Genomic DNA, 20,111 nt, shown 5'->3' on the forward strand with positions numbered 1-20,111 from the left:
ATTCTGAGCCTTAAGTTGATATTTTACGTTCATAAAAAAAACCTTGATTTAGCAAGGTTTTTTTGGTGTAGTAGGCTTACAATCTCCGCAAAAACACGCACGATGATGTAGCCAGTTAAGAGTCAGCACTTAGCCGCGTTGGAAGCTACAGTTAAATCTTAATGCTGACTTCTCCACTTGAAAGATATTCCTCGTCACCATTCTCATATCTGACTTTCAGATGGCAATCGTTATCGATATCCATTGCTATTGCTTTACGTTGTTGATTATTCTTAATCACTGTTACGGGTTTGCCAAGTGAAATTAACCGTTTTCTATATTCGGAAAGAAACAATCTGTCCGTTAAATGCTCATAGAATCCCATAAAATTGTTTAGTACTTCTGCTACCAGTCGGTTACGGAGATCACCATTAGGTTTATTTTCAGAAGTTACAGTTGTTGCAATCTCGGTAAGATCATTAGGAAAGCCCTCAGAAGGTAGCGCTACATTGATACCAATACCGAGAACGGCATAATCAAGCCAACCGTTTTCCAGTGACACGGATGCCTCGGTAAGGATCCCGCACACCTTTTTACCTTCCATGAAAACGTCATTCACCCATTTAATCTGTGCTTCTTTACCTGATATACTCTCGATGGAAAGGGCAACAGCAACAGCGGCACAAGTAGTCAGCAGAGCGGAATCCGTTGCTGATAGCTTGGGACGCAGCAGGATACTCATATAGATCCCTGTTCCCGGTGGAGAAAAGAATTTACGGCCCATTCTCCCTCGACCTGCTGTCTGTTCTTCCGATAGGATCACCTTACCCTCAGCTTCTCCACTTGAGGCAAGGTTTTTTAAGGCTTCGTTCGTTGAAGACAATGTCTTAAAGACTTCAACACGTAACTTTTGCCCCTGGGTATCCAGGTACTTTGAAATTGCACTATCAGACAAGATATCCGTTTGAGGGGACATGGAATAGCCTTTATTGGTTACAGCTTGTATGGAATAACCGTCTGTCTGTAACGATTTTATGGCTTTCCAGACCGCGCTGCGCGTCACGGATAACTGAACGGCTATTTCCTCACCGGAAAAAAATTCACCTTTATTACTATCAAGCAAGGCAAGAATATGTTCTTTCACTGTCATCAACTTAAACCTCCAGAAGTATAACTCTCCGACCAAAATCCATTGAATATTTTATCATTCAACGATTGCGACTGAATACTCTAATTCTATATAACAATAGGAAAAACTCAAGCGCGTTATTTCACTCTATTGTAAACCTATAATTATATTTTGGTTTACAATCGTAGCTATCTCCATTATAATTCAGCTTACTGGACGTATTTGCTAACCAGAATACACTTATTTTTTTCCAATGGAGGTTATTTTTTTGAAGACAAAAGAACTTATTTATGCTGCGTTATTCGCAGCACTTATCGCGGTGTTGGGAATGATTCCGCCCATCCCCCTCGGATTCATCCCTGTTCCGATCACTGCGCAGACGCTTGGCGTCATGTTGGCTGGATGTTTTCTGGGGAAAAGGATGGGAGCCCTCAGCCTAATCATTTTCATCATTCTAGTAGCCATTGGGCTGCCTGTATTGACCGGTGGTCGTGGCGGAATCGCGGTGCTCGTTGGGCCTTCTGCAGGATACATACTTAGCTTTCCGATCGCGGCCGGCCTTATAGGCTGGTATTCTGAAAAAATCTGGCCGAAGGTCCGAACTTGGAAGCTGATAGTGATCAACGTGATTTTTGGTGTATTGCTAGTGAGCCTGATTGGTGCCCCCATCATGGCATTGATAACAAATACGTCGATATGGGCCGGACTTACCGGAGCGCTAGCCTTTCTTCCGGGAGACACCCTCAAAGCCGTTATTGCAGCCGTTATAACGATGCAGCTTAAAGCAATCAGTCCTATAGAAGAAAAAGCACAGATGTGAATAAATGTGAAACTCGGGTAAATGTAACCCGAGTTTTTTTTATTGAAAAATAATATGGTTATGGAGTGAATTTGTTTATACTATAAAAATTAAAATGAAATTGAACTAGGGTGGAGAAAAAATGGATAAGGGATTTAAGTTAGCCAACCAACTATTAACGCTGCTTGATACGGAACAAAGATGGTTTACCTTAGCCGAAGTTGAAAAAAATTTAGGCATTTCAGATAAGACCATACGTAAGATGGTGGAGGAAATCAGTAAGCAGCTACCACCAACAGTGACCATTGAAGTTTCTAGAGGAAAGGGAATCGTTCTTCGACGTGATGGGCGAAGTACGATTAGTGAAGTGATTTCTTCTATGTTCAGACAAACCATTTTTTATCGGCTGATGGATTTATTGTTTACGAATGTGGGTCGACTTTCCGTGGAGGAGCTCGCTGAAGCTCTGTTTATGAGTACGTCTTCTTTAAAAAAGTTAATTGTGGAATTAAATAATAATGATCTAAAAGCGTATAAGCTACGCATTAGTTACTCTACACCTGTGATCAAAGGGAATGAAATGAATATCCGATATTTTTATTGGAAGTTATATTGTGATGCATACGAGTTTACAGGATGGCCCTTTGCGAATATCGATTTTGCTTATATAAATCAGTTGATCACAAATATAGAGAATGAGAATAACATTGTATATTTTATCAATTCCAAAAGGAAATTGTCCTTTTTGTTGGCCATTGTAATAGAAAGTGCTGCTAAAGGAAATTGTGTAACCATCGACGAAAATGCATACCCCTGGGAAAAGGGAATGTTTTATATACCAGTGAAAGCCATAGCAGAGCGTCTTGAAAAAAAGCTGTCCATCGAATTCCCAAAAAGTGAAATTTTCTTTATGCAATCCATGGTTAGTCTCAGCCAATATCATTATTATGAAGGGTCAGAGATCACTCCGATTAAAGAAGTCGAATTACATAAGGATAATGAAGAATATCAAATGGGGAATCTGCTTCTAATGTTATTGGCAAAGGTATACCCGAACTTAGATATGCAAGAGCGATTTATATTGGAGATTTACGGGTTCTTTGACAAGCTATTAATCGAAAATGCAATTCCGGAATGGATGATGATTTCAAAAAGTCATTTAACAACTTATGTAGAGCAGGAGTGCCAGCAGATATATCAAGAATTGCAAACCTGTATGCAAACGTGGAATAAAATTTACCCTTCCATTCTGTTTAATCATTTTCATTTAACAAAGCTAACCTTAATAGTTCGTTCGAGTTTACGTTACAAAAGTAAAAGGGCTTTCTTAGTGATCGGGGAAGAATTCTCGATTCGTCATTACATAGCAGATTTGATAAAGAAAGAGATAGGGGATCAGTTAATCCTAAATACTTCCATAATGAAAGGGCTAACCGACGAGATCATGCAGCAAAATAATATTGATCTTGTCATTAGTAATATCCCGGTGGCACTAAAGACAGTGCCGGTTGTTATTATTTCTACGATCCCATCAAAAAGAGATTTGGACAATATTCGTAAAGAACTACTTTTATAATTTGACCAATTATTTTCCGTTAGCTCCGTAAGTTTTTGGTCTAGTTTGTAATGTTAAAAAACCTTATGCTCAATCTAGTTTCGAAACTGATTTTACTTGACGGCAAGTGGAAAGCGATTTCGGTAAACCTCAGTTTACAATTAAAAGTTGGAGGAAGAACTATGAGTAGGCATTTAGGTGCAAATAAGGGAGAAATAGCAGAGCGCGTTTTGCTCCCAGGAGATCCTTTACGTGCAAAATTTGTAGCAGAACACTTTTTAGAGGAGGCTAATTGTTATAACGAAGTAAGAGGAATGTATGGATACACTGGATTATATAAGGGTGTACCAGTGTCGGTTCAGGGGACAGGGATGGGAAATCCATCGATGAGTATCTATGCTACAGAATTGATCGTCGATTATGAAGTTAAGAAATTGATTCGCATTGGTACATGCGGCGCGATGCAGGAAAACATCAATATCCGCGATATTATATTAGCCCAAGCGGTGTCTTCAGACAGTAATATGACGGAGAAGATCTTCCATGGCTGTAATTTCGCACCTACGGCAGATTTCTCATTGTTAATAAAAGCATATCAACAAGCACAAGCTAAAAATGCAAATGTCTTTGTTGGTAACATCTATAATTCTGACGAATTCTATCGTGAGAGCTTAGATCGACTTCACAAGTTTATGGATTTCGGGGTTTTAGCGGTAGAAATGGAAAGCACAGCCCTATACACTTTAGCGGCAAAATATGGTGTAAAAGCGTTATCGATTTTAACAGTCGGCAGTCAATTGTTAAGACAGGAACACCTGACTCATAAAGATAGTGAACAATCCTTTTATGAAATGGTCGAAATAGCTCTTAATACAGTCATTGATGGCTGATTAATTAATAAGAGCAGTGTTGTTAGAGAAGAGAGTGAGAAAGAAATGAAGGGAATACTGTCAGGATTGCAGTGGATGATTTTTATGATCGCTGGTGCAATTGCTGCACCCATTGCTATCGCAGATTTATATAACTTAACACCCATAGAGACTTCTGGACTTATCCAGAGCACAATAATTACTTTAGGGATAGCTGGATTTTTACAAGGCCTGATGGGGCATAAATTCCCTATTCACGAAGGTCCGGCAGGGTTATGGTGGAGCATTTTTACGATTTACGCAAGTTTAGTAGGGGGACTTTATTCTTCTAACAATGGTGCTTTACAAGCTTTAAGTGGGGCAATGATCATTAGCGGTGTTTTATTTATCCTAATTTCGGCATTTAAGCTAATGGATAAAATCGCTCGTCTATTTACTCCCACCATCACTTTTATTTATTTACTTTTATTGATCTTTCAATTAAGTGGATCTTTTATGAAAGGGATGATGGGGATTACCATAGCCCACACCACGTTAGATGTTAAAGTATTCATCCTGAGTGTGATTGTGGTTTGCATTACCTTTTGGTTAGGAAAAAGTCGCTTTGTAGTACTCAGCCAGTTTTCAATAATTTTCAGTATATTGATAGGCTGCCTATTATTTATTATCTGCGGTATTATACCGGTGTTTTCTCATGCGGATACTTTGTTTAAGCTACCGAAAATATTCCCATTTGGCAAACCTCAATTCGATACCGGGACAATCACTACTGCATTTTTATTAACGCTGTTATTAATAACCAATGCAATTGCGTCCATCCGTTTGATGGAGACCGTTATGAAACAAAAGCAAGTGGATCATCGTCGTTATTTGCGCGCCGGGTTTACTTCTGGAATTACACATCTTATTAGTGGCGGTTTAGGAGCGGTCGGCTCTGTCCCTATCTCGGGAGCGGCGGGATATGTTGAACAAACAGGGATGAAGGAGCGCAGATCATTTTTAATTGGATGCTGCTTAGTGATCTCTATATCCTTATTTCCGCCAATGATGAATGTTATATCAGCAATTCCAGCTCCTATAGGCTATTCCGTTACCTTCGTCATTTTTGTGAAGATGGTCGGACTAGCGCTAAAGGAACTGAAGAAGGTCATTCATGAAGAACGAACATTTATCGTTAGTGGAGTTTCCCTTTTAGTGGGTGTGGGTCTAATGTTTATCCCTTCATCAGCTACAGCCCATTTATCTCCGATCGTGATAGCCATTTTAAATAATGGATTAATCTGCGGAAGTCTATTGGCGATTATTTTGGAACAAGGGTTAATGTGGAAAGATACATTTCGAAATGAGGATTCCAAGAAAATCAACCGATAATTTGGAGGGTTAAAAATGCACTATCTAATTTCTGTTGCCGGTTTAGTTATTGTTCTATTACTGGCATGGCTTGGAAGTAACAATAAGAAAAAGATTAAATATCGTCCAATCATTGTAATGATCGCTATTCAGATAGGCTTGGGATTAATTATCCTAAAAACGAGCATAGGCGAATTCTTAATTAAAGGCTTTGCTGATAGTTTTGCAAAATTACTTGGCTACGCCAATGAAGGTATTGACTTTGTATTTGGCGGGATTGCAAATGAAGGGGCGCATACATTTTTCCTTTATGTTTTGATGCCAATTGTTTTTATGTCAGCATTAATAGGGATTTTACAACACTATAAAATATTGCCATTCATTATAAAGTATATTGGTTTGGTACTGAGTAAAATAAATGGCATGGGCAAATTGGAATCCTATAATGCAGTTGCAGCTGCAATTGTAGGACAAAATGAAGTGTTTATTTCGGTGAAAAACCAACTGGGATTATTGCCAAAACATCGCTTGTATACATTATGTGCGTCCGCAATGTCGACGGTATCCATGTCAATCGTTGGTTCATATATGACGATGCTAGAACCTCGATATGTAGTGGCGGCGTTAATATTAAACCTTTTCGGTGGATTTATCATTTCATCCATCATTAATCCATATGAAGTTACACCTGAAGAAGATATTGTTGAAGTTCAGGTAGCGGAAAAACAAACGTTTTTTGAAATGCTGGGTGAGTATATTATGGATGGCTTCAAGGTAGCCATAGTAGTTGGAGTAATGTTGATTGGTTTTGTGGGAATCATTGCTCTAATTAACGGGGTCTTCAGCGGAGTATTCGGTATTTCGTTTCAAGGAATTTTAGGGTATGTCTTTGCACCAATCGCCTTTCTTATCGGTGTGCCATGGCATGAAGCAGTTGATGCAGGCAGTATTATGGCGACAAAGCTTGTTGCGAATGAATTCGTTGCTATGCTTGACTTTGTTAAGATCCAAGACGGTTTAAGCGGACGTACTACAGCCATTGTCTCTGTTTTTCTAATCTCATTTGCTAACTTCGGGTCCATTGGTACCATTGTGGGTGCTGTGAAGGGATTGAATGAAAAACAAGGGAATATCGTAGCTCGATTTGGATTAAAGCTGTTATTCGGCGCCACACTTGTAAGCGTTTTATCTGCTTTGATTATCGGTATCATATTCTAGTTGAATCAAGGAGTATTAACATGAAACAAACACCCCGGTTTAAGCGTGTTTTCGTCATCGTTATGGATTCTGTAGGTATTGGTGAAGCTCCAGATGCTGAAAAGTTTGGGGATGCAGGATCACATACATTACGGCATATTGCGGAAAAAATGAATGGACTACATGTTCCTGTGTTATCCAAGTTAGGGTTAAGCCATATTGACCAAATACCCGGAGTGCCCAAAGTAGATCAGCCTTTAGCTTATTGGTCAAAAATGCAAGAGGCTTCAAATGGAAAGGATACGATGACAGGCCATTGGGAAATAATGGGTTTGCGAATTGAGGTTCCTTTCAAAGTGTTTCCTGAAGGATTTCCATATGAATTAATTAATGAATTAGAAGAAAGAACGGGACGAAAGGTAATTGGGAATAAACCCGCTAGCGGTACTGCTATTCTCGATGAGCTTGGACAAGAGCATATGGACACCGGTGCACTCATTGTCTATACATCAGCAGACTCAGTGATTCAGATTGCCGCTCATGAAGAGGTTATTCCTTTGGAAGAACTGTATCAAATCTGTGAGATTGCCAGAGAGATTACTTTACGCGAGGACTACATGTTAGGCAGAGTGATCGCAAGACCGTTCCTCGGACAGCCCGGAAATTTCAAAAGAACATCGAACCGCCATGATTATGCCTTGAAGCCTTATGATAGAACCGTGATGAATGAGCTCAAGGATGCTGGGTTAGATGTACTAGCGATTGGCAAAATCTCAGATATATATGATGGAGAAGGTGTCACCAAGTCTTTGCGCACAGTGTCTAACATGGATGGCATGGATAAACTTATGGAGACCATTCATAGTGATTTCACAGGACTTAGCTTCTTGAATCTTGTTGATTTTGATGCTCTTTATGGTCATCGTAGAGATCCGATCGGGTACGGGAAAGCACTAGAAGAATTTGACGAACGATTGACGGAAGTTCTCGCGGAGCTGAGTGAAGATGATCTTCTTATGATTACGGCAGATCATGGCAATGATCCCGTTCATACTGGTACAGATCATACCCGTGAATATGTGCCTTTACTCATCTACAGTAAGCGTTTCAATCAACAATGTGAGCTTCCTGTATGTAAGACATTTTCGGATATTGGAGCAACCATTGCAGAAAATTTTGGTGTAGCCCTGCCACAATTTGGACAGAGCTTCCTCCAGGAACTTAAATAAAACTAAATTTATTATGAAGCAGGATACCTAACTTATATTTCGTAAAAAGGTATCCTGTTCGTCTTTTTAACTAGACATCTACGTATACAAAAAGTCGCTTAGAAAGCGGCTTTTTGTGTTGTGATTTTGAACAAGTATTTAGACGGGAAATAAATGAAAAAGAATAATTGATTATCAAATGGGTTAATAAAAGATAAACCATCTGGCAATACCCTTTTCCAATGAATCGTAGTTAAGAGTACTGGTATAAATGTTATTGTCACTTCTTTTGCTCACGGCTTAGATAATTATTAGTATTGACAACCTGTATATACAGGTTTAAACTGTGGATGTGTTTGAACTTGTATATACAGGTTTAATGTTTGACATAAAGTAATTCATTTGGAGGTGCTCAACTTGAGTCAGTCCCAGAATTCAGAATGGTGGCGCCGGTCCACGGTGTATCAGGTGTACCCAAAGAGCTTTAAGGACACTACAGGCAACGGAACAGGAGATATTAAAGGACTTATTGAAAAGTTAGATTATTTACAGACCCTTGGAATTGATATTGTCTGGTTACAGCCGGTCTATGTTTCGCCGCAACATGATAACGGTTACGATGTTGCGGATTATGAAAATATTAACCCGGATTTTGGAACGATGGAGGATTTCGACGAGTTAGTACAGGAATTGCACAGACGCGGCATGAAGCTAATGATCGATATCGTAGTTAACCATACTTCAACAGAACATGAGTGGTTCAAACAATCCATTTCAAGCAGAAACAATCCCTACCGTGATTACTATATCTGGAAGGACCCAGCTCCAGACGGAGGCTTACCCAACAACTGGCAGTCGAAGTTCGGAGGCCCTGCCTGGCAGTTCGATGAAGCTTCGGGACAATATTATCTAACTCTCTTCGATAAAACCCAAGCGGATCTGAATTGGGAGAACGAGAAGGTCCGTAGAGCAGTGAATGATATGATGCTATTCTGGGCTAAAAAGGGTGTCGACGGCTTCCGCATGGACGTAATTAACTTAATTTCCAAGGATCAGCGCTTCCCTAATGATGACGGAAGTGTTCCGCCGGGGGATGGACGAAAGTTCTATACTGACGGTCCACGTGCTCATGAATACATCAAAGCGATGTATGAAGAGGTATTTGGTCCGTATGAGATGGTGACTGTAGGAGAGATGTCCTCAACTACACTGGAGCATTGCATCAGGTACTCGAACCCTGAAGAACGGGAATTTTCCATGACGTTCAATTTTCATCATTTAAAAGTCGATTATCCGAATGGACAGAAGTGGGAGCTAATGCCCTATGATTTTGAGGCGATGAAACGGTTGTTCACGCAGTGGCAGAATGAAATGCAGAAAGGCCGGGGCTGGAACGCATTATTTTTTAACAATCACGATCAACCGCGTGCCCTCTCCCGATTCACTGATGATAAGGTCTACCGGGTGGAGAGCGCCAAGCTGCTCGCGACAACGCTGCATGGACTTCAAGGGACACCTTATGTCTATCAGGGGGAAGAAATCGGTATGCCAAATCCGGTATGGAATAGTATCGATGAGTTCCGTGATATCGAGTCACTGAATATGTTCCGCATATTGTGCGAACAAGGGAAAAGCCCTGAGGTTGCCTTGAGTATTCTTCAGGAACGTTCACGGGATAATTCCCGAACGCCGATGCAGTGGGATGACAGCCGAAATGCCGGATTCACCACCGGTACTCCATGGCTGAAAGTTGATGAACGGTATCCGGACATCAATGTGCAGAAGGAGCTAGCCAATCCCAATTCCATCTTCCATCATTACCGCAAGCTAATTGCGTTACGCAAAGAGTATGGGATATTTATAGACGGTGTTTTCAAGAGACTCGATGAAGCACATCCTGAAGTATTTGCTTACGCTAGAACAGGAGATGGGGAAGCGCTTGTCGTGGTCTCAAACTTCAGCAGTAAACAGATTACCTTCCGCTTTGAAGACAGTCACTGGTCCGAATTGTCATCGAGGGGGAAGGACGAGCTCCTGATTGGGAACACAACAGATACACCTGCTTTAACACAAGAGCTTCAGCTTAGTCCTTATGCTTCCTACATGTGGTTAATCCGCTAACGAGGTGTACTTGAGAAGGAGTCCATATCAATTATGTAAGGAGTGAAAATATGGCAATAGACCGCAAAAATGTTGAGGATATTGTACGGGCAATTGGGGGCAAGGAGAATATAGAGGTTGCGACACATTGTGTAACCCGGCTGAGATTCTCGCTGTATGATGAGAGCAAGGTGGATTCGGAAGCCTTGGACCGTAACGAACTAGTAAAAGGACAATTTTCTAGTCAAGGGCAGTTTCAAATCGTTATCGGACCGGGAACTGTAGATAAAGTATACGATGAAATGATTCAGATCACAGGCGGTTCTCGTTCTTCCAAAGATGAAGTGAAATCCGCGGCTGCCCGAAAACAGAATCCGCTGCAGCGTGCGATCAAGACGCTGGCTGATATATTTATTCCTATTCTACCGGCTATCGTAACCGCAGGTTTGCTGCTAGGGATCAATAATATTTTGACTGGACCTGGTATCTTCTTTGATAATCAGTCGCTGGTGGATGTCTATCCCGCATGGAAAGACATTGCTGCGATTATTAATACGATTGCCAGCACAGCATTTACCTTTTTACCAGCACTAATCGGTTGGGCAGCTGTTACACGGTTCGGCGGCAGTCCTCTGCTCGGGATCGTTTTGGGCCTCATTCTAGTGCACCCGGATCTATTAAGTGCCTATAACTATGCAAGTGCTTCCACTGAGGGAACTGTTCCAACCTGGAATTTGTTCGGCTGGCATTTGGAGAAGATCGGTTATCAGGGACAAGTATTGCCAGTGCTGGTTTCGGCCTATATTCTGGCAAGGCTGGAGAAGTTCCTCAACCGCCGGGTGCATGATTCCATTAAACTGCTGGTTGTTGCGCCAGTGACTTTACTGATTACAGGTTTTCTGGCCTTCACCATTATCGGACCGGTTACGTTTGGCATTGCCAATGCCATCACCTCTGGCCTGATCTTTGTATTTGATCATTTTGCTCTTCTTGGTGGCTTGATTTACGGCGGATTCTATGCGCTTCTGGTCATCACTGGTATGCATCATACCTTCTTAGCGGTTGATGTGCAGCTCATCGGCAGCGAGGGCGGGACTTTCCTCTGGCCGATGTTAGCGTTATCCAATATTGCACAAGGTGCAGCTGCACTGGCAATGATGTTCGTAGTCAGAGAACAGAAGGCAAAAGGCTTAGCGGCTACGTCTTCCGTCTCTGCGTTCCTAGGCGTGACAGAGCCGGCGATCTTTGGGGTAAATATCCGCTATCGTTATCCTTTCATCTTCGGGATGATCGGCTCAGGGATTGCCGGTATGCTTCTTACCGTTAATCAGGTTCGCGCTTCATCCATCGGCGTAGGGGGGATTCCCGGCTTCCTTTCGATATTCCCGAACCAGTGGGGCGTGTTCTTCATTGGCATGCTTATTGTTCTCATTGTGCCATTTGTCGCCACTGTACTCTACGGCCGTTCTGTGGTGGGGCGTTCCGAAAAGAACTCAGCTACAAAGGCTACTAGTACTGTGAGCGAGACAGACAATTTGCACAGCCGCCCTATAGTTCAAGAGTCACAGGACTCCGTGAATATTCTGGAGCTTATTTCGCCGCTCACTGGATCTGCAGTACCATTGGAACAAGTTCCCGATCCCGCCTTTGCCGAGAAGCAGATGGGCGAAGGCATTGCAATCGAACCTTCTGAGGGAAAAGTATATGCTCCCTTTGATGCTACTGTAGCTCATGTGATCAAGAGCAAACATGCGCTTATTCTGGAACATGCCAGTGGTGTACAGGTACTCATCCACGTGGGAATTAATACGGTGTCGCTTAAAGGCAGCGGTTTTACCACCTATATGAATATTGGAGACAAGGTGCAGGCAGGTGAGCTTCTGCTGGAATTTGATATGGAAGCTATCCGTGCAGCAGGTTACCCTTTGATTACTCCAATCATCATTCCTGCAGGTCAGGAAATGATCGAGAAGATTGAAGAGAAGACAGGACCAGCTACGGCTAAACAAACAAGTATCTTGACTATTCATCTCAAGGGTTGATAAAGGTTATATTGGCAAAGACTTTATACTATAGAAAGACAGCCCCCAGGGGCTGTCTTTCTATAAATTTATATGTTCCATGGTACAAATTCCTCTTATATTACTATGTAAAATGGTTTCGTCTTTAGAGGACGACAAAGTCATTTCTTCTTGTGTGCCGTATTCCAATTGAATCGATGCTTCCAAAGGCATGACGTGATACAATAAAGGGCGGTGATCAAAATTGAGAGAAAATAAATATTTGCAAATTTATAATGAGTACAGCAACCAAATTCATTCTGGGCAACTGCTGCCGGGAACCAAGCTGCCTTCCGAAAGTGAACTTGCTGAAGCTTACAGCACTTCACGAGAAACCGTGCGCAAAGCACTGAACCTCTTGTTCCGTGAAGGATACATTCACAAAATCAAGGGCAGAGGCTCCTTTGTGCTTGACATGACGAGAATGGATTTCCCCATTACCGGTTTGATTTCATTTAAAGAGATGTCCGATACACTGGGTACTGCCTCACGGACACTGGTAGACCGGACGATAAGTGAGCCGGCAGGCGCCGCGCTCGCCAGACATCTACAGATTCCACCTGAAACCCTGGTTTGGAAAGTAATTCGTGCCAGAGAGATTGAAGGAGATCGGATCATATTGGATAAGGATTATTTCCGAGCGGATATTGTTCCATTCTTAAGCGAGGAAATCGCAGAAGGCTCACTCTATGAATATCTGGAGCAGAAGTTGGGACTTAAGATCAGTTATGCGAAGAAGCTTATATCCGTTGAACCATCTACAGAGGAGGATCATAGACTGCTCGATTTGAAGGGCTTCTCACATATTGTAGTAGTCCGAAACTATGTTTATCTGGAGAATACAGTGCTTTTCCAATATACCGAGTCTAGACACCGGCTGGACAAATTTCAGTTCGTTGATTTTGCCCGAAGGGTGAGACGGTAAGCTTAAAGAGGGGTATTCCAGTTTGGGATACGCCTTTTTTTTGCGCGGAGTTTTTAAATTGGTCTTAATTGAATGAATTGATTATTTATTTAAAGCTGTCTTCACAGAAACAGAAAATAATCTTGCTCAATACTGTCTTTCCCAATTTCTACAGTTATCCATGTGGTAAAATTAGGATAATTGAATCTTGGGAGGAGAGTACATTGAGACTCGAACTTGTTATAATCATTTTTCTACTGTTCTTAAATATTCCGGTATATAAGGTATTGTTTCGCGTGTTCTTTGCGGATAATGATGATTATAACGAAACAGTTAGACATTCTTTTACACCTAACATCATTTCATTATTCCGAGGAGAGTATTGGAAGGATAGATTGAATACGGCAAGACTTCAGTTTTTTATAATGATTTGCGTCGGGATCGTAGTTTTAGAATATCTTGTTTTGACTAAAATAATTGATATTTTTCGTTAAATAGATCTTAGTTTTGAAACTTCTGCTTTGGGTGAGTAGGAGTTTTTTAGTTATAAAATAGGAATTTGAATTTTTTGCATAAGCACCGCTCAATTATGGAAAACTTCTGTAGTGCGAATAAACAGCATAATTCCATTTTGGGAGGATAGCATTATGACAAATCTGGATCCGCAAGAGCTTCTAAAAAGTAAACATAAGCTAGATGAGCAAAAAAGGCAGTTCACAAATTTTGCTCGAAGTGCTTCCGGCCATGGTGAAGTAGAAGCAGGCCAGGAATTCAGTAATGACCGAGTGCCTGACGATCAAAACCGCATGAAGTCTGTTGAGAACAGACAAGATTGACCTTAGGAAAACTTTAAAAATAAGCCGATCCTTTCTGGATCGGCTTAGCAGATGATTATTACTTTGTAATGTGTTGTTTCAATAAGTATTGAATGCCCGAAGAAATGAATTGTAGTCACGGACATAAATATGGACACTTTGAGTTTGTGTGGAGAAGGTTTATGTTTGGGAGTAAATCAAAGCCACATAGAAATAGATTTCGGAAGAAATAAAGATTAAGGATCATAATCATGCAGATTTCTTTGGAATTGAATAGAAAATAATTTTCTTTTCATGTTTGTCAATTCGATAATGTAAACCCAGACTCTTGGCGATAAGAGAGATCGGTAAATATATTCGGTCATTTATTATTGTTGGAGCCACAGCGAGTTTCACTTTTAAGCCATCATCTCCATATCCTTGTTCTGTGTATGGATTCATACCTTTAAGGTAAGCCGTTGTATTGCCTATTTCAAATTCTAATTTGGTATAACCATCTGTCACTATAATCAATTTGGTATTTTCCTGAGGTTTAATTTTAAAGTGATAAGCATTAAAGAAAGGTGCAGCGGGCAGCAGTGTAGTATTTGACTCATTAACAGCAGTTATATCTCCCGAAATCCTCTGTTTTTTAATGAAGATTTGGTAGTCTACCTCATCTGCAGGAGCTGCTGCCGCAGTTAGGATTGCAAGTGACAAAACAAAGATTGTTTTCATTATGAATCTCATTTTCATAGTTGTTCTCCCTGTTACAAATTAGTTATCCTTTTTACCCACATTTTAACACTATTCTGGCTAGTAATCATTTACAAGTATTTTGTGAAGAGGAGCTCAAATAAATATCTCGACTGTTATTGATAATGGTTATCATTTATGATGATCATTAGAAAGATAACGGAGGGGCAATTATTATGCACAAAAGCAATCAAATATCTCTTTGGGATCAAGCGACGGTCAAGTTATTGGACGTACGCCATATTGAAATGGTACAAGGCGAAACACTTCAAAAGTATAAGATTCCAGCCAACATATTTTTACTATCGATACATGGAAGTGCTCAAGTTCAGTTAGATCAGTCTGAATTTTCTTTTACAGGATTTCAATTTTTGCATAGCGGAAAAGGGGCGACCCTCAATATTGTTCCAACAAGCAAGAAATTTGTTTACTATATCATTTATTACCGTGCATGGATTCATGAAGAGGATCTCTTCCAAACTCAATATTGTTTTACTCCTGATTCACCCATTTTACTTTATAACAAAATTCAAATGATGTATCAAAAATGGAACGAGCAAGAAGAGAGACTCAACATAAAATCACTTTTTTATCAACTCATTCATCAGCAATTAAAAGAGTTACATAGAAAAGAGACTGAGGTGAAACAAACAAGTGTAGCAGTCCAAGTAATCACTTATATCCAAGAATACTACGCGGCGCCCATCACATTAGATTCTCTTGCGGAAGTATTTAATTTCAGTGCTTATCATTTGTCATCATTGTTTAAAGAGTACACAGGTATGAGTCCGATTGATTACTTAATTTGGTTTAGGCTTGATCTTGCAGCAAAGCTTTTATTGACAACAAATGCTTCTGTGGGGGAAATTTCAGCAAGCGTTGGTTATAAAGACGTATATTATTTCAGCAGAATTTTCAAGAAAAGAAAAGGTGTTTCACCTGCACATTTTAGAACAAGAGAGATACAGCGACATAAAGTTGCTGAAAATCCATCAAACTTCCCCACATCCTCTATTTTTGAACACATCGTTCAACCGTATATTAATAATGATAATCATTATCATAATACGGATAAAGGGGAATTACATATGTTTAAAATGACAAAATCTCAGACGACGGCAGCTTTGCTGCTTTGCGGTTCTCTATTATTAAGTGCTTGCTCCAGCGGGACGGGCACAGCTGCGAAGGAGCAAAGTGCAGGGAATGGAACCGTAAATCAAACAAAATCAGAAGAAATTTTGAAAACTCGAATAGTATCTACACCTAAGGGAGATGTGGAAGTACCCGCAGAGCCGAAAAGAGTGGCATCTGATCAATATATGGGACATTTATTGAGATTAGGTATAGTTCCAATCGGTGTAAGAACGTTTATGCTGGATGAAGGTTGGATGGAAAAGGCAGACATTCCCAAAGAAACGATCGAGAAAATTGAAGATTTAGGTAATTTCCCTTTAAACCTGGAAAAATTAACGATGCTAGATCCGGACTTAATTATCGGCTCAATCGATGAGAACATAGAACAATATGAGAAAATTGGACCGACTGTTTTTCTGCCATATTGGGAGGGATTAACAACAGCAGGGCCACTTGATAAGTTTAGGAGTGTAAGCAAGATTTTTGGTAAAGAAAAAGAAGCAGAAGAATGGATTACGGAATACGAACAGAGAGTAGCTGAAGCAAAGTCAAAACTATCCGGGGTGATCAAGGAAGGGGAAACCGTCTCGGTTGTTTCATTTTCAGAAAAAGCAGTGTACGTCTTAGCGGCAAAGGGCGGAAACTATGGATCTTCGACTATCTACAATATGCTACAGCTGCCTCCAACAGAAAATGCAAAAAATATGGCGGAAGGGTTTGAATCGATTTCACTTGAAGTTCTTCCAGAATACTTAGGTGATTATGTTTTTGTATATAATGGCGATGCTGATGCAACCAATAAGGCAATGGAAAGTAACATTTGGAAAGGCATACCTGCAGTGAAAAATGGCTAAGTTTATTTGTATGGTGATAACTATCATGATGAATTCGTAATGGAGGACCCATTTTCATTAGAGCTTCAACTTGATACAATTGTGAATTTATTACTGGGCAATACTTAATAGTTTAATAGATGCGGCATATGATTGAGCGAAACGACTTTTGTCTGTTTCGCTTTTTTACTGTTTATCAGAGTAATTTACAGGATAGAGAAGAAGCTGAAGGTAACTGCATGAAAATGGCAAAAAGTATTGGTATTCTGATAGGAAGTGGAGGCACTCTGAGCCTGTGGTAATCCGGTTCGACATAAGGCTTTGTCCTAAGAGTGAGTTCCATATGGAAGGCGTGGTCGACATCATCCTATTAAAAATTCCAAGTGCAGCTATCAAAAGAAGATTCTAATCAATGGATATTAATGACATTGACATCCAAAGGTTTTTCTAAAATAATAGAATGTAATTAAATACTGGTACCTTTAATTCAGTCCAGAGAGGCTGACAAGGACAGCGGATTTTTATAATCAGCTAAGAATCAGGGCATATTCCGTCAAGGGATGCTCTGTGTCTTCGCGCGGGTTATGATGAACAAAAGAGGCTACTTGTCAGTTTGATTTGACGAGTAGCCTCTTTTGTTTCTGCTTTTTTGGTATCAGGAGACTTTATATGGGGGTATTCTGATGAGTAAACAAGATCAAGAGTTTTCGTGGCAAGCGGTGCCGAAAACGCAAAGAAATCATTTTGGGAAGACGTTTTCCGTCATGTTGGCATTCACTTTCTTTTCCGCAAGCATGTTGGCAGGGGGAACGTTAGGGGTCAGCTTGACATTCATGGAGTTCATTGGAATCGTGCTTGCCGGTAATCTGGCACTCGGCATCTATACGGGAGCACTGGCACATATCGCTGCCAAAACAGGTCTTTCCACGCATTTGCTTGCAAAATATGCGTTCGGTGAAAAAGGATCGTACCTTCCTTCTTTCCTGCTTGGCTTCACACAGGTAGGATGGTTCGGTGTCGGTGTAGCCATGTTCGCGGTACCGGTCGCCAGAGCGATGGACTGGAATGTGTACCTTTTGATCTTCGTGTTTGGTCTCGCAATGACGGCATCAGCTATCTTCGGCATGAAGTCGCTTGTCATTCTGGGTTATATAGCAGTTCCGGCCATTGCTATTCTCGGTGGTTACTCCGTGTTCGAAGGAGTTAACACGCTGGGTGGTCTGCAAGGGTTGTTCGATTACTCACCAACAGAGTCGCTTACCGCAGCAGCAGCATTGACCATTTGTATCGGGTCATTCATTAGCGGCGGAACGCTGACGCCCGATTTTGCCCGGTTTGCAAGGACGTCCCGGCAGGCGGTTACAGCCACTGTCATTTCGTTCTTTCTTGGGAACTCACTTATGTTCCTATTCGGTGCAGTCGGCGCAATGGCTTACAATCTAGCTGATATCTCGGAAGTTATGTTCTTGCAAGGACTGCTCATTCCTGCAATCATCGTTCTGGGGCTGAACATCTGGACGACCAACGATAATGCACTTTACGCTTCCGGGCTGGGCTTTGCCAATATCACTAAAATATCGAAAAAGTTCTTCGTTATTGTGAACGGCATCGTAGGTACAGTATTTGCCATGTGGATGTACAACAATTTCGTCGGTTTCTTGAATGTGCTGGGTGCAGCGATACCGTCCATCGGAGCTATCATCATCGCAGACTATTTTATTGTGAAGCGCAGAAACTATAAACCATTTGCCGACATGACTTTCAAGAATGTAAACTGGATAGCGATGGTGGCATGGGCTATCGGTGTGGCCTTTGCCCAGCTGGCTCCAGGAATAACACCACTCAATGCACTTATCGGAACAGCGGTTGTATACACCGTGTTAATGCTGATCGTTTCTGCGAGAAAATCCAAAGAAAAGGGGAATTTAAATGATTATACAAAACGCAAAATTGCGGGGTAAAGAAGGTTTATGGAATATTGTAGTGAAAGATGGGAAGTTTGAGCTTATCACGCAGTCACTGGAATCAACTGCGAATGAGGAAGTAATTGACGTTAACGGCTCACTTGTGCTGCCGCCGTTCATTGAACCTCATATTCACTTGGATACAACGTTAACAGCTGGTGAGCCGGAATGGAATTTGAGCGGAACACTATTTGAAGGCATTCAGCGTTGGTCAGAACGTAAAGCCTTCCTGACGCACGAAGACGTCAAAACACGCTCTAAAACTGCACTGAAATGGCAGATCGCGCAGGGTATCCAGCATGTACGAACACATGTAGACGTCACCGATCCAAGCTTGACCGCCGTTAAAGCAATGCTTGAAGTGAAAGAAGAAATGGCGCCATTCATTGACATCCAGCTTGTCGCTTTTCCACAGGAAGGTATTCACTCCTACCCGAATGGCGTAGAATTACTAGAAGAGTCGCTGAAAATGGGCGTTGATGTGGTGGGTGGTATCCCACACTTCGAATTTACAAGAGAATATGGCGTCGATTCGATGAAGGTTGTGTTTGACCTCGCTGAAAAGTACGACCGCCTGATTGACATCCATTGCGACGAAATCGATGACGAGCAATCCCGTTTCTTAGAAGTTGTAGCCAAAGAAGCCTACGAACGCGGGCTTGGCTCCCGCACGACAGCAAGCCACACAACGGCGATGGGTTCATACAATGATGCCTACACGTACAAATTGTTCAGATTACTGAAGATGGCTGACCTAAATTTCGTCTCCAATCCTCTGGTTAACATCCATCTGCAGGGACGCTTTGACACTTATCCGAAAAGAAGAGGATTAACTCGCGTCAAAGAACTGCTGGAAGCTGGACTTAATGTATGCTTCGGTCACGATGACATCTTTGATCCATGGTATCCGCTGGGCACAGGCAACATGCTTCAGGTGCTCCACATGGGCATTCATGCTTCTCAGTTGCTCGGATACGATCAAATCGTAAATTCAATCGATCTTATTACGAAAAATAGCGCAAGAACGTTGAATATCGAGGATATGTATGGCATTGAAGAAGGTAAACCTGCCAACTTCATCGTTCTTGAAGCAGAGAACGAGTATGAGACTATTCGTAAACAGGCCGGAGTTCTTTATTCGTTCAGAGCTGGGTGTAAAATCGCGGAAACAAAGCCGCGGGACACTTCGATCATTCTTGAGAACGGTTCGGAGAAGATTAATTTCAATAAATAATGGAATGAAGCATGCGCTGCATCAAGCAAAGCCTGCTTTTTAGCCAAAAGTCCCCTCATGTTAGACAGGGCTATAAGAGATCACGTGATCGTGAACTCTTCCTGCATACATGAGGGGATTTTTTTGATTCTTGTATTTCGGCACAATAGCTTTGCTATAGGTACATTGCAAAGAGAAAAAAGTGTGGAATTTTATAAATATAGGTAGTTATATTCGTTTTTCAGTGAAACTACGGATGATACACTT

General features: G+C 41.3%; 16 protein-coding genes. 14 read left to right on the plus strand and 2 right to left on the minus strand.

Annotation, left to right across the window (positions count from 1 at the left end):
- Window positions 1-151: 151 nt before the first annotated feature.
- On the minus strand, window positions 152-1,129 hold the full coding sequence (locus NST74_RS15180) for a biotin--[acetyl-CoA-carboxylase] ligase (RefSeq protein WP_341112959.1): 978 nt from the start codon (window positions 1,127-1,129) through the stop codon (window positions 152-154).
- A gap of 247 nt (window positions 1,130-1,376) precedes the next feature.
- On the opposite strand from NST74_RS15180, the gene NST74_RS15185 reads away from it, so the two are divergent.
- From NST74_RS15185 to NST74_RS15235, 11 genes are all read left to right on the plus strand, one after another.
- Complete coding sequence (locus NST74_RS15185; RefSeq protein ID WP_341112960.1) at window positions 1,377-1,928, plus strand: biotin transporter BioY; 552 nt, start codon at window positions 1,377-1,379, stop codon at window positions 1,926-1,928.
- 121 nt (window positions 1,929-2,049) lie between these two features.
- Window positions 2,050-3,483, plus strand: a complete 1,434-nt coding sequence (locus NST74_RS15190) for a helix-turn-helix domain-containing protein (protein ID WP_341112962.1) — start codon at window positions 2,050-2,052, stop codon at window positions 3,481-3,483.
- Window positions 3,484-3,644: 161 nt separating this feature from the next.
- Window positions 3,645-4,352 carry a purine-nucleoside phosphorylase gene (deoD, locus tag NST74_RS15195; protein ID WP_341112964.1) on the plus strand — a complete coding sequence of 236 codons (708 nt, stop codon included), beginning with the start codon at window positions 3,645-3,647 and terminating at the stop codon, window positions 4,350-4,352.
- A gap of 45 nt (window positions 4,353-4,397) precedes the next feature.
- Window positions 4,398-5,702: a purine/pyrimidine permease gene (locus NST74_RS15200; RefSeq protein WP_341112966.1), complete on the plus strand. Its 1,305-nt coding sequence runs from the start codon at window positions 4,398-4,400 to the stop codon at window positions 5,700-5,702.
- Window positions 5,703-5,717: 15 nt separating this feature from the next.
- Complete coding sequence (locus tag NST74_RS15205) at window positions 5,718-6,899, plus strand: NupC/NupG family nucleoside CNT transporter (protein WP_341112967.1); 1,182 nt, start codon at window positions 5,718-5,720, stop codon at window positions 6,897-6,899.
- A gap of 20 nt (window positions 6,900-6,919) precedes the next feature.
- On the plus strand, window positions 6,920-8,107 hold the full coding sequence (gene deoB, locus NST74_RS15210; protein ID WP_341112968.1) for a phosphopentomutase: 1,188 nt from the start codon (window positions 6,920-6,922) through the stop codon (window positions 8,105-8,107).
- A gap of 396 nt (window positions 8,108-8,503) precedes the next feature.
- Entirely contained in the window at window positions 8,504-10,207 is a 1,704-nt protein-coding gene (gene treC, locus NST74_RS15215) for an alpha,alpha-phosphotrehalase (RefSeq protein ID WP_445668140.1), read from the plus strand.
- 50 nt (window positions 10,208-10,257) lie between these two features.
- Window positions 10,258-12,228 carry a PTS system trehalose-specific EIIBC component gene (treP, locus tag NST74_RS15220; RefSeq protein WP_341112972.1) on the plus strand — a complete coding sequence of 657 codons (1,971 nt, stop codon included), beginning with the start codon at window positions 10,258-10,260 and terminating at the stop codon, window positions 12,226-12,228.
- 223 nt (window positions 12,229-12,451) lie between these two features.
- Window positions 12,452-13,171, plus strand: a complete 720-nt coding sequence (treR, locus tag NST74_RS15225; protein WP_341112974.1) for a trehalose operon repressor — start codon at window positions 12,452-12,454, stop codon at window positions 13,169-13,171.
- A gap of 203 nt (window positions 13,172-13,374) precedes the next feature.
- The gene (locus NST74_RS15230; RefSeq protein WP_341112976.1) at window positions 13,375-13,644 is read left to right on the plus strand and encodes a hypothetical protein; all 270 of its coding nucleotides are present in this window, start codon (window positions 13,375-13,377) and stop codon (window positions 13,642-13,644) included.
- A gap of 153 nt (window positions 13,645-13,797) precedes the next feature.
- The gene (locus NST74_RS15235) at window positions 13,798-13,986 is read left to right on the plus strand and encodes a hypothetical protein (protein WP_042127876.1); all 189 of its coding nucleotides are present in this window, start codon (window positions 13,798-13,800) and stop codon (window positions 13,984-13,986) included.
- Window positions 13,987-14,214: 228 nt separating this feature from the next.
- Here the strand turns inward: NST74_RS15235 and NST74_RS15240 are convergent, their stop codons facing one another.
- Window positions 14,215-14,700 (minus strand): copper amine oxidase N-terminal domain-containing protein, encoded by a 486-nt coding sequence (locus tag NST74_RS15240; RefSeq protein ID WP_341112979.1) that lies wholly within the window; start codon window positions 14,698-14,700, stop codon window positions 14,215-14,217.
- 176 nt (window positions 14,701-14,876) lie between these two features.
- Between NST74_RS15240 and NST74_RS15245 the strand changes: the two genes are divergently transcribed.
- The 3 genes from NST74_RS15245 (at window position 14,877) to NST74_RS15255 (ending at window position 19,865) form a co-directional block, all read left to right on the plus strand.
- Window positions 14,877-16,688, plus strand: coding sequence for an AraC family transcriptional regulator (locus NST74_RS15245; protein ID WP_341112980.1), 1,812 nt, complete (start codon window positions 14,877-14,879; stop codon window positions 16,686-16,688).
- Between the two features lie 662 nt (window positions 16,689-17,350).
- Window positions 17,351-18,628, plus strand: coding sequence for a cytosine permease (gene codB, locus NST74_RS15250; RefSeq protein WP_341112983.1), 1,278 nt, complete (start codon window positions 17,351-17,353; stop codon window positions 18,626-18,628).
- On the plus strand, window positions 18,597-19,865 hold the full coding sequence (locus tag NST74_RS15255) for a cytosine deaminase (protein WP_341112985.1): 1,269 nt from the start codon (window positions 18,597-18,599) through the stop codon (window positions 19,863-19,865). Before codB ends, NST74_RS15255 begins: the two co-directional genes overlap by 32 nt.
- The last annotated feature ends 246 nt before the right edge of the window (window positions 19,866-20,111 follow it).

It is taken from the genome of Paenibacillus sp. FSL F4-0125, assembly GCF_038008565.1.
GTDB lineage: Bacteria > Bacillota > Bacilli > Paenibacillales > Paenibacillaceae > Paenibacillus_AQ.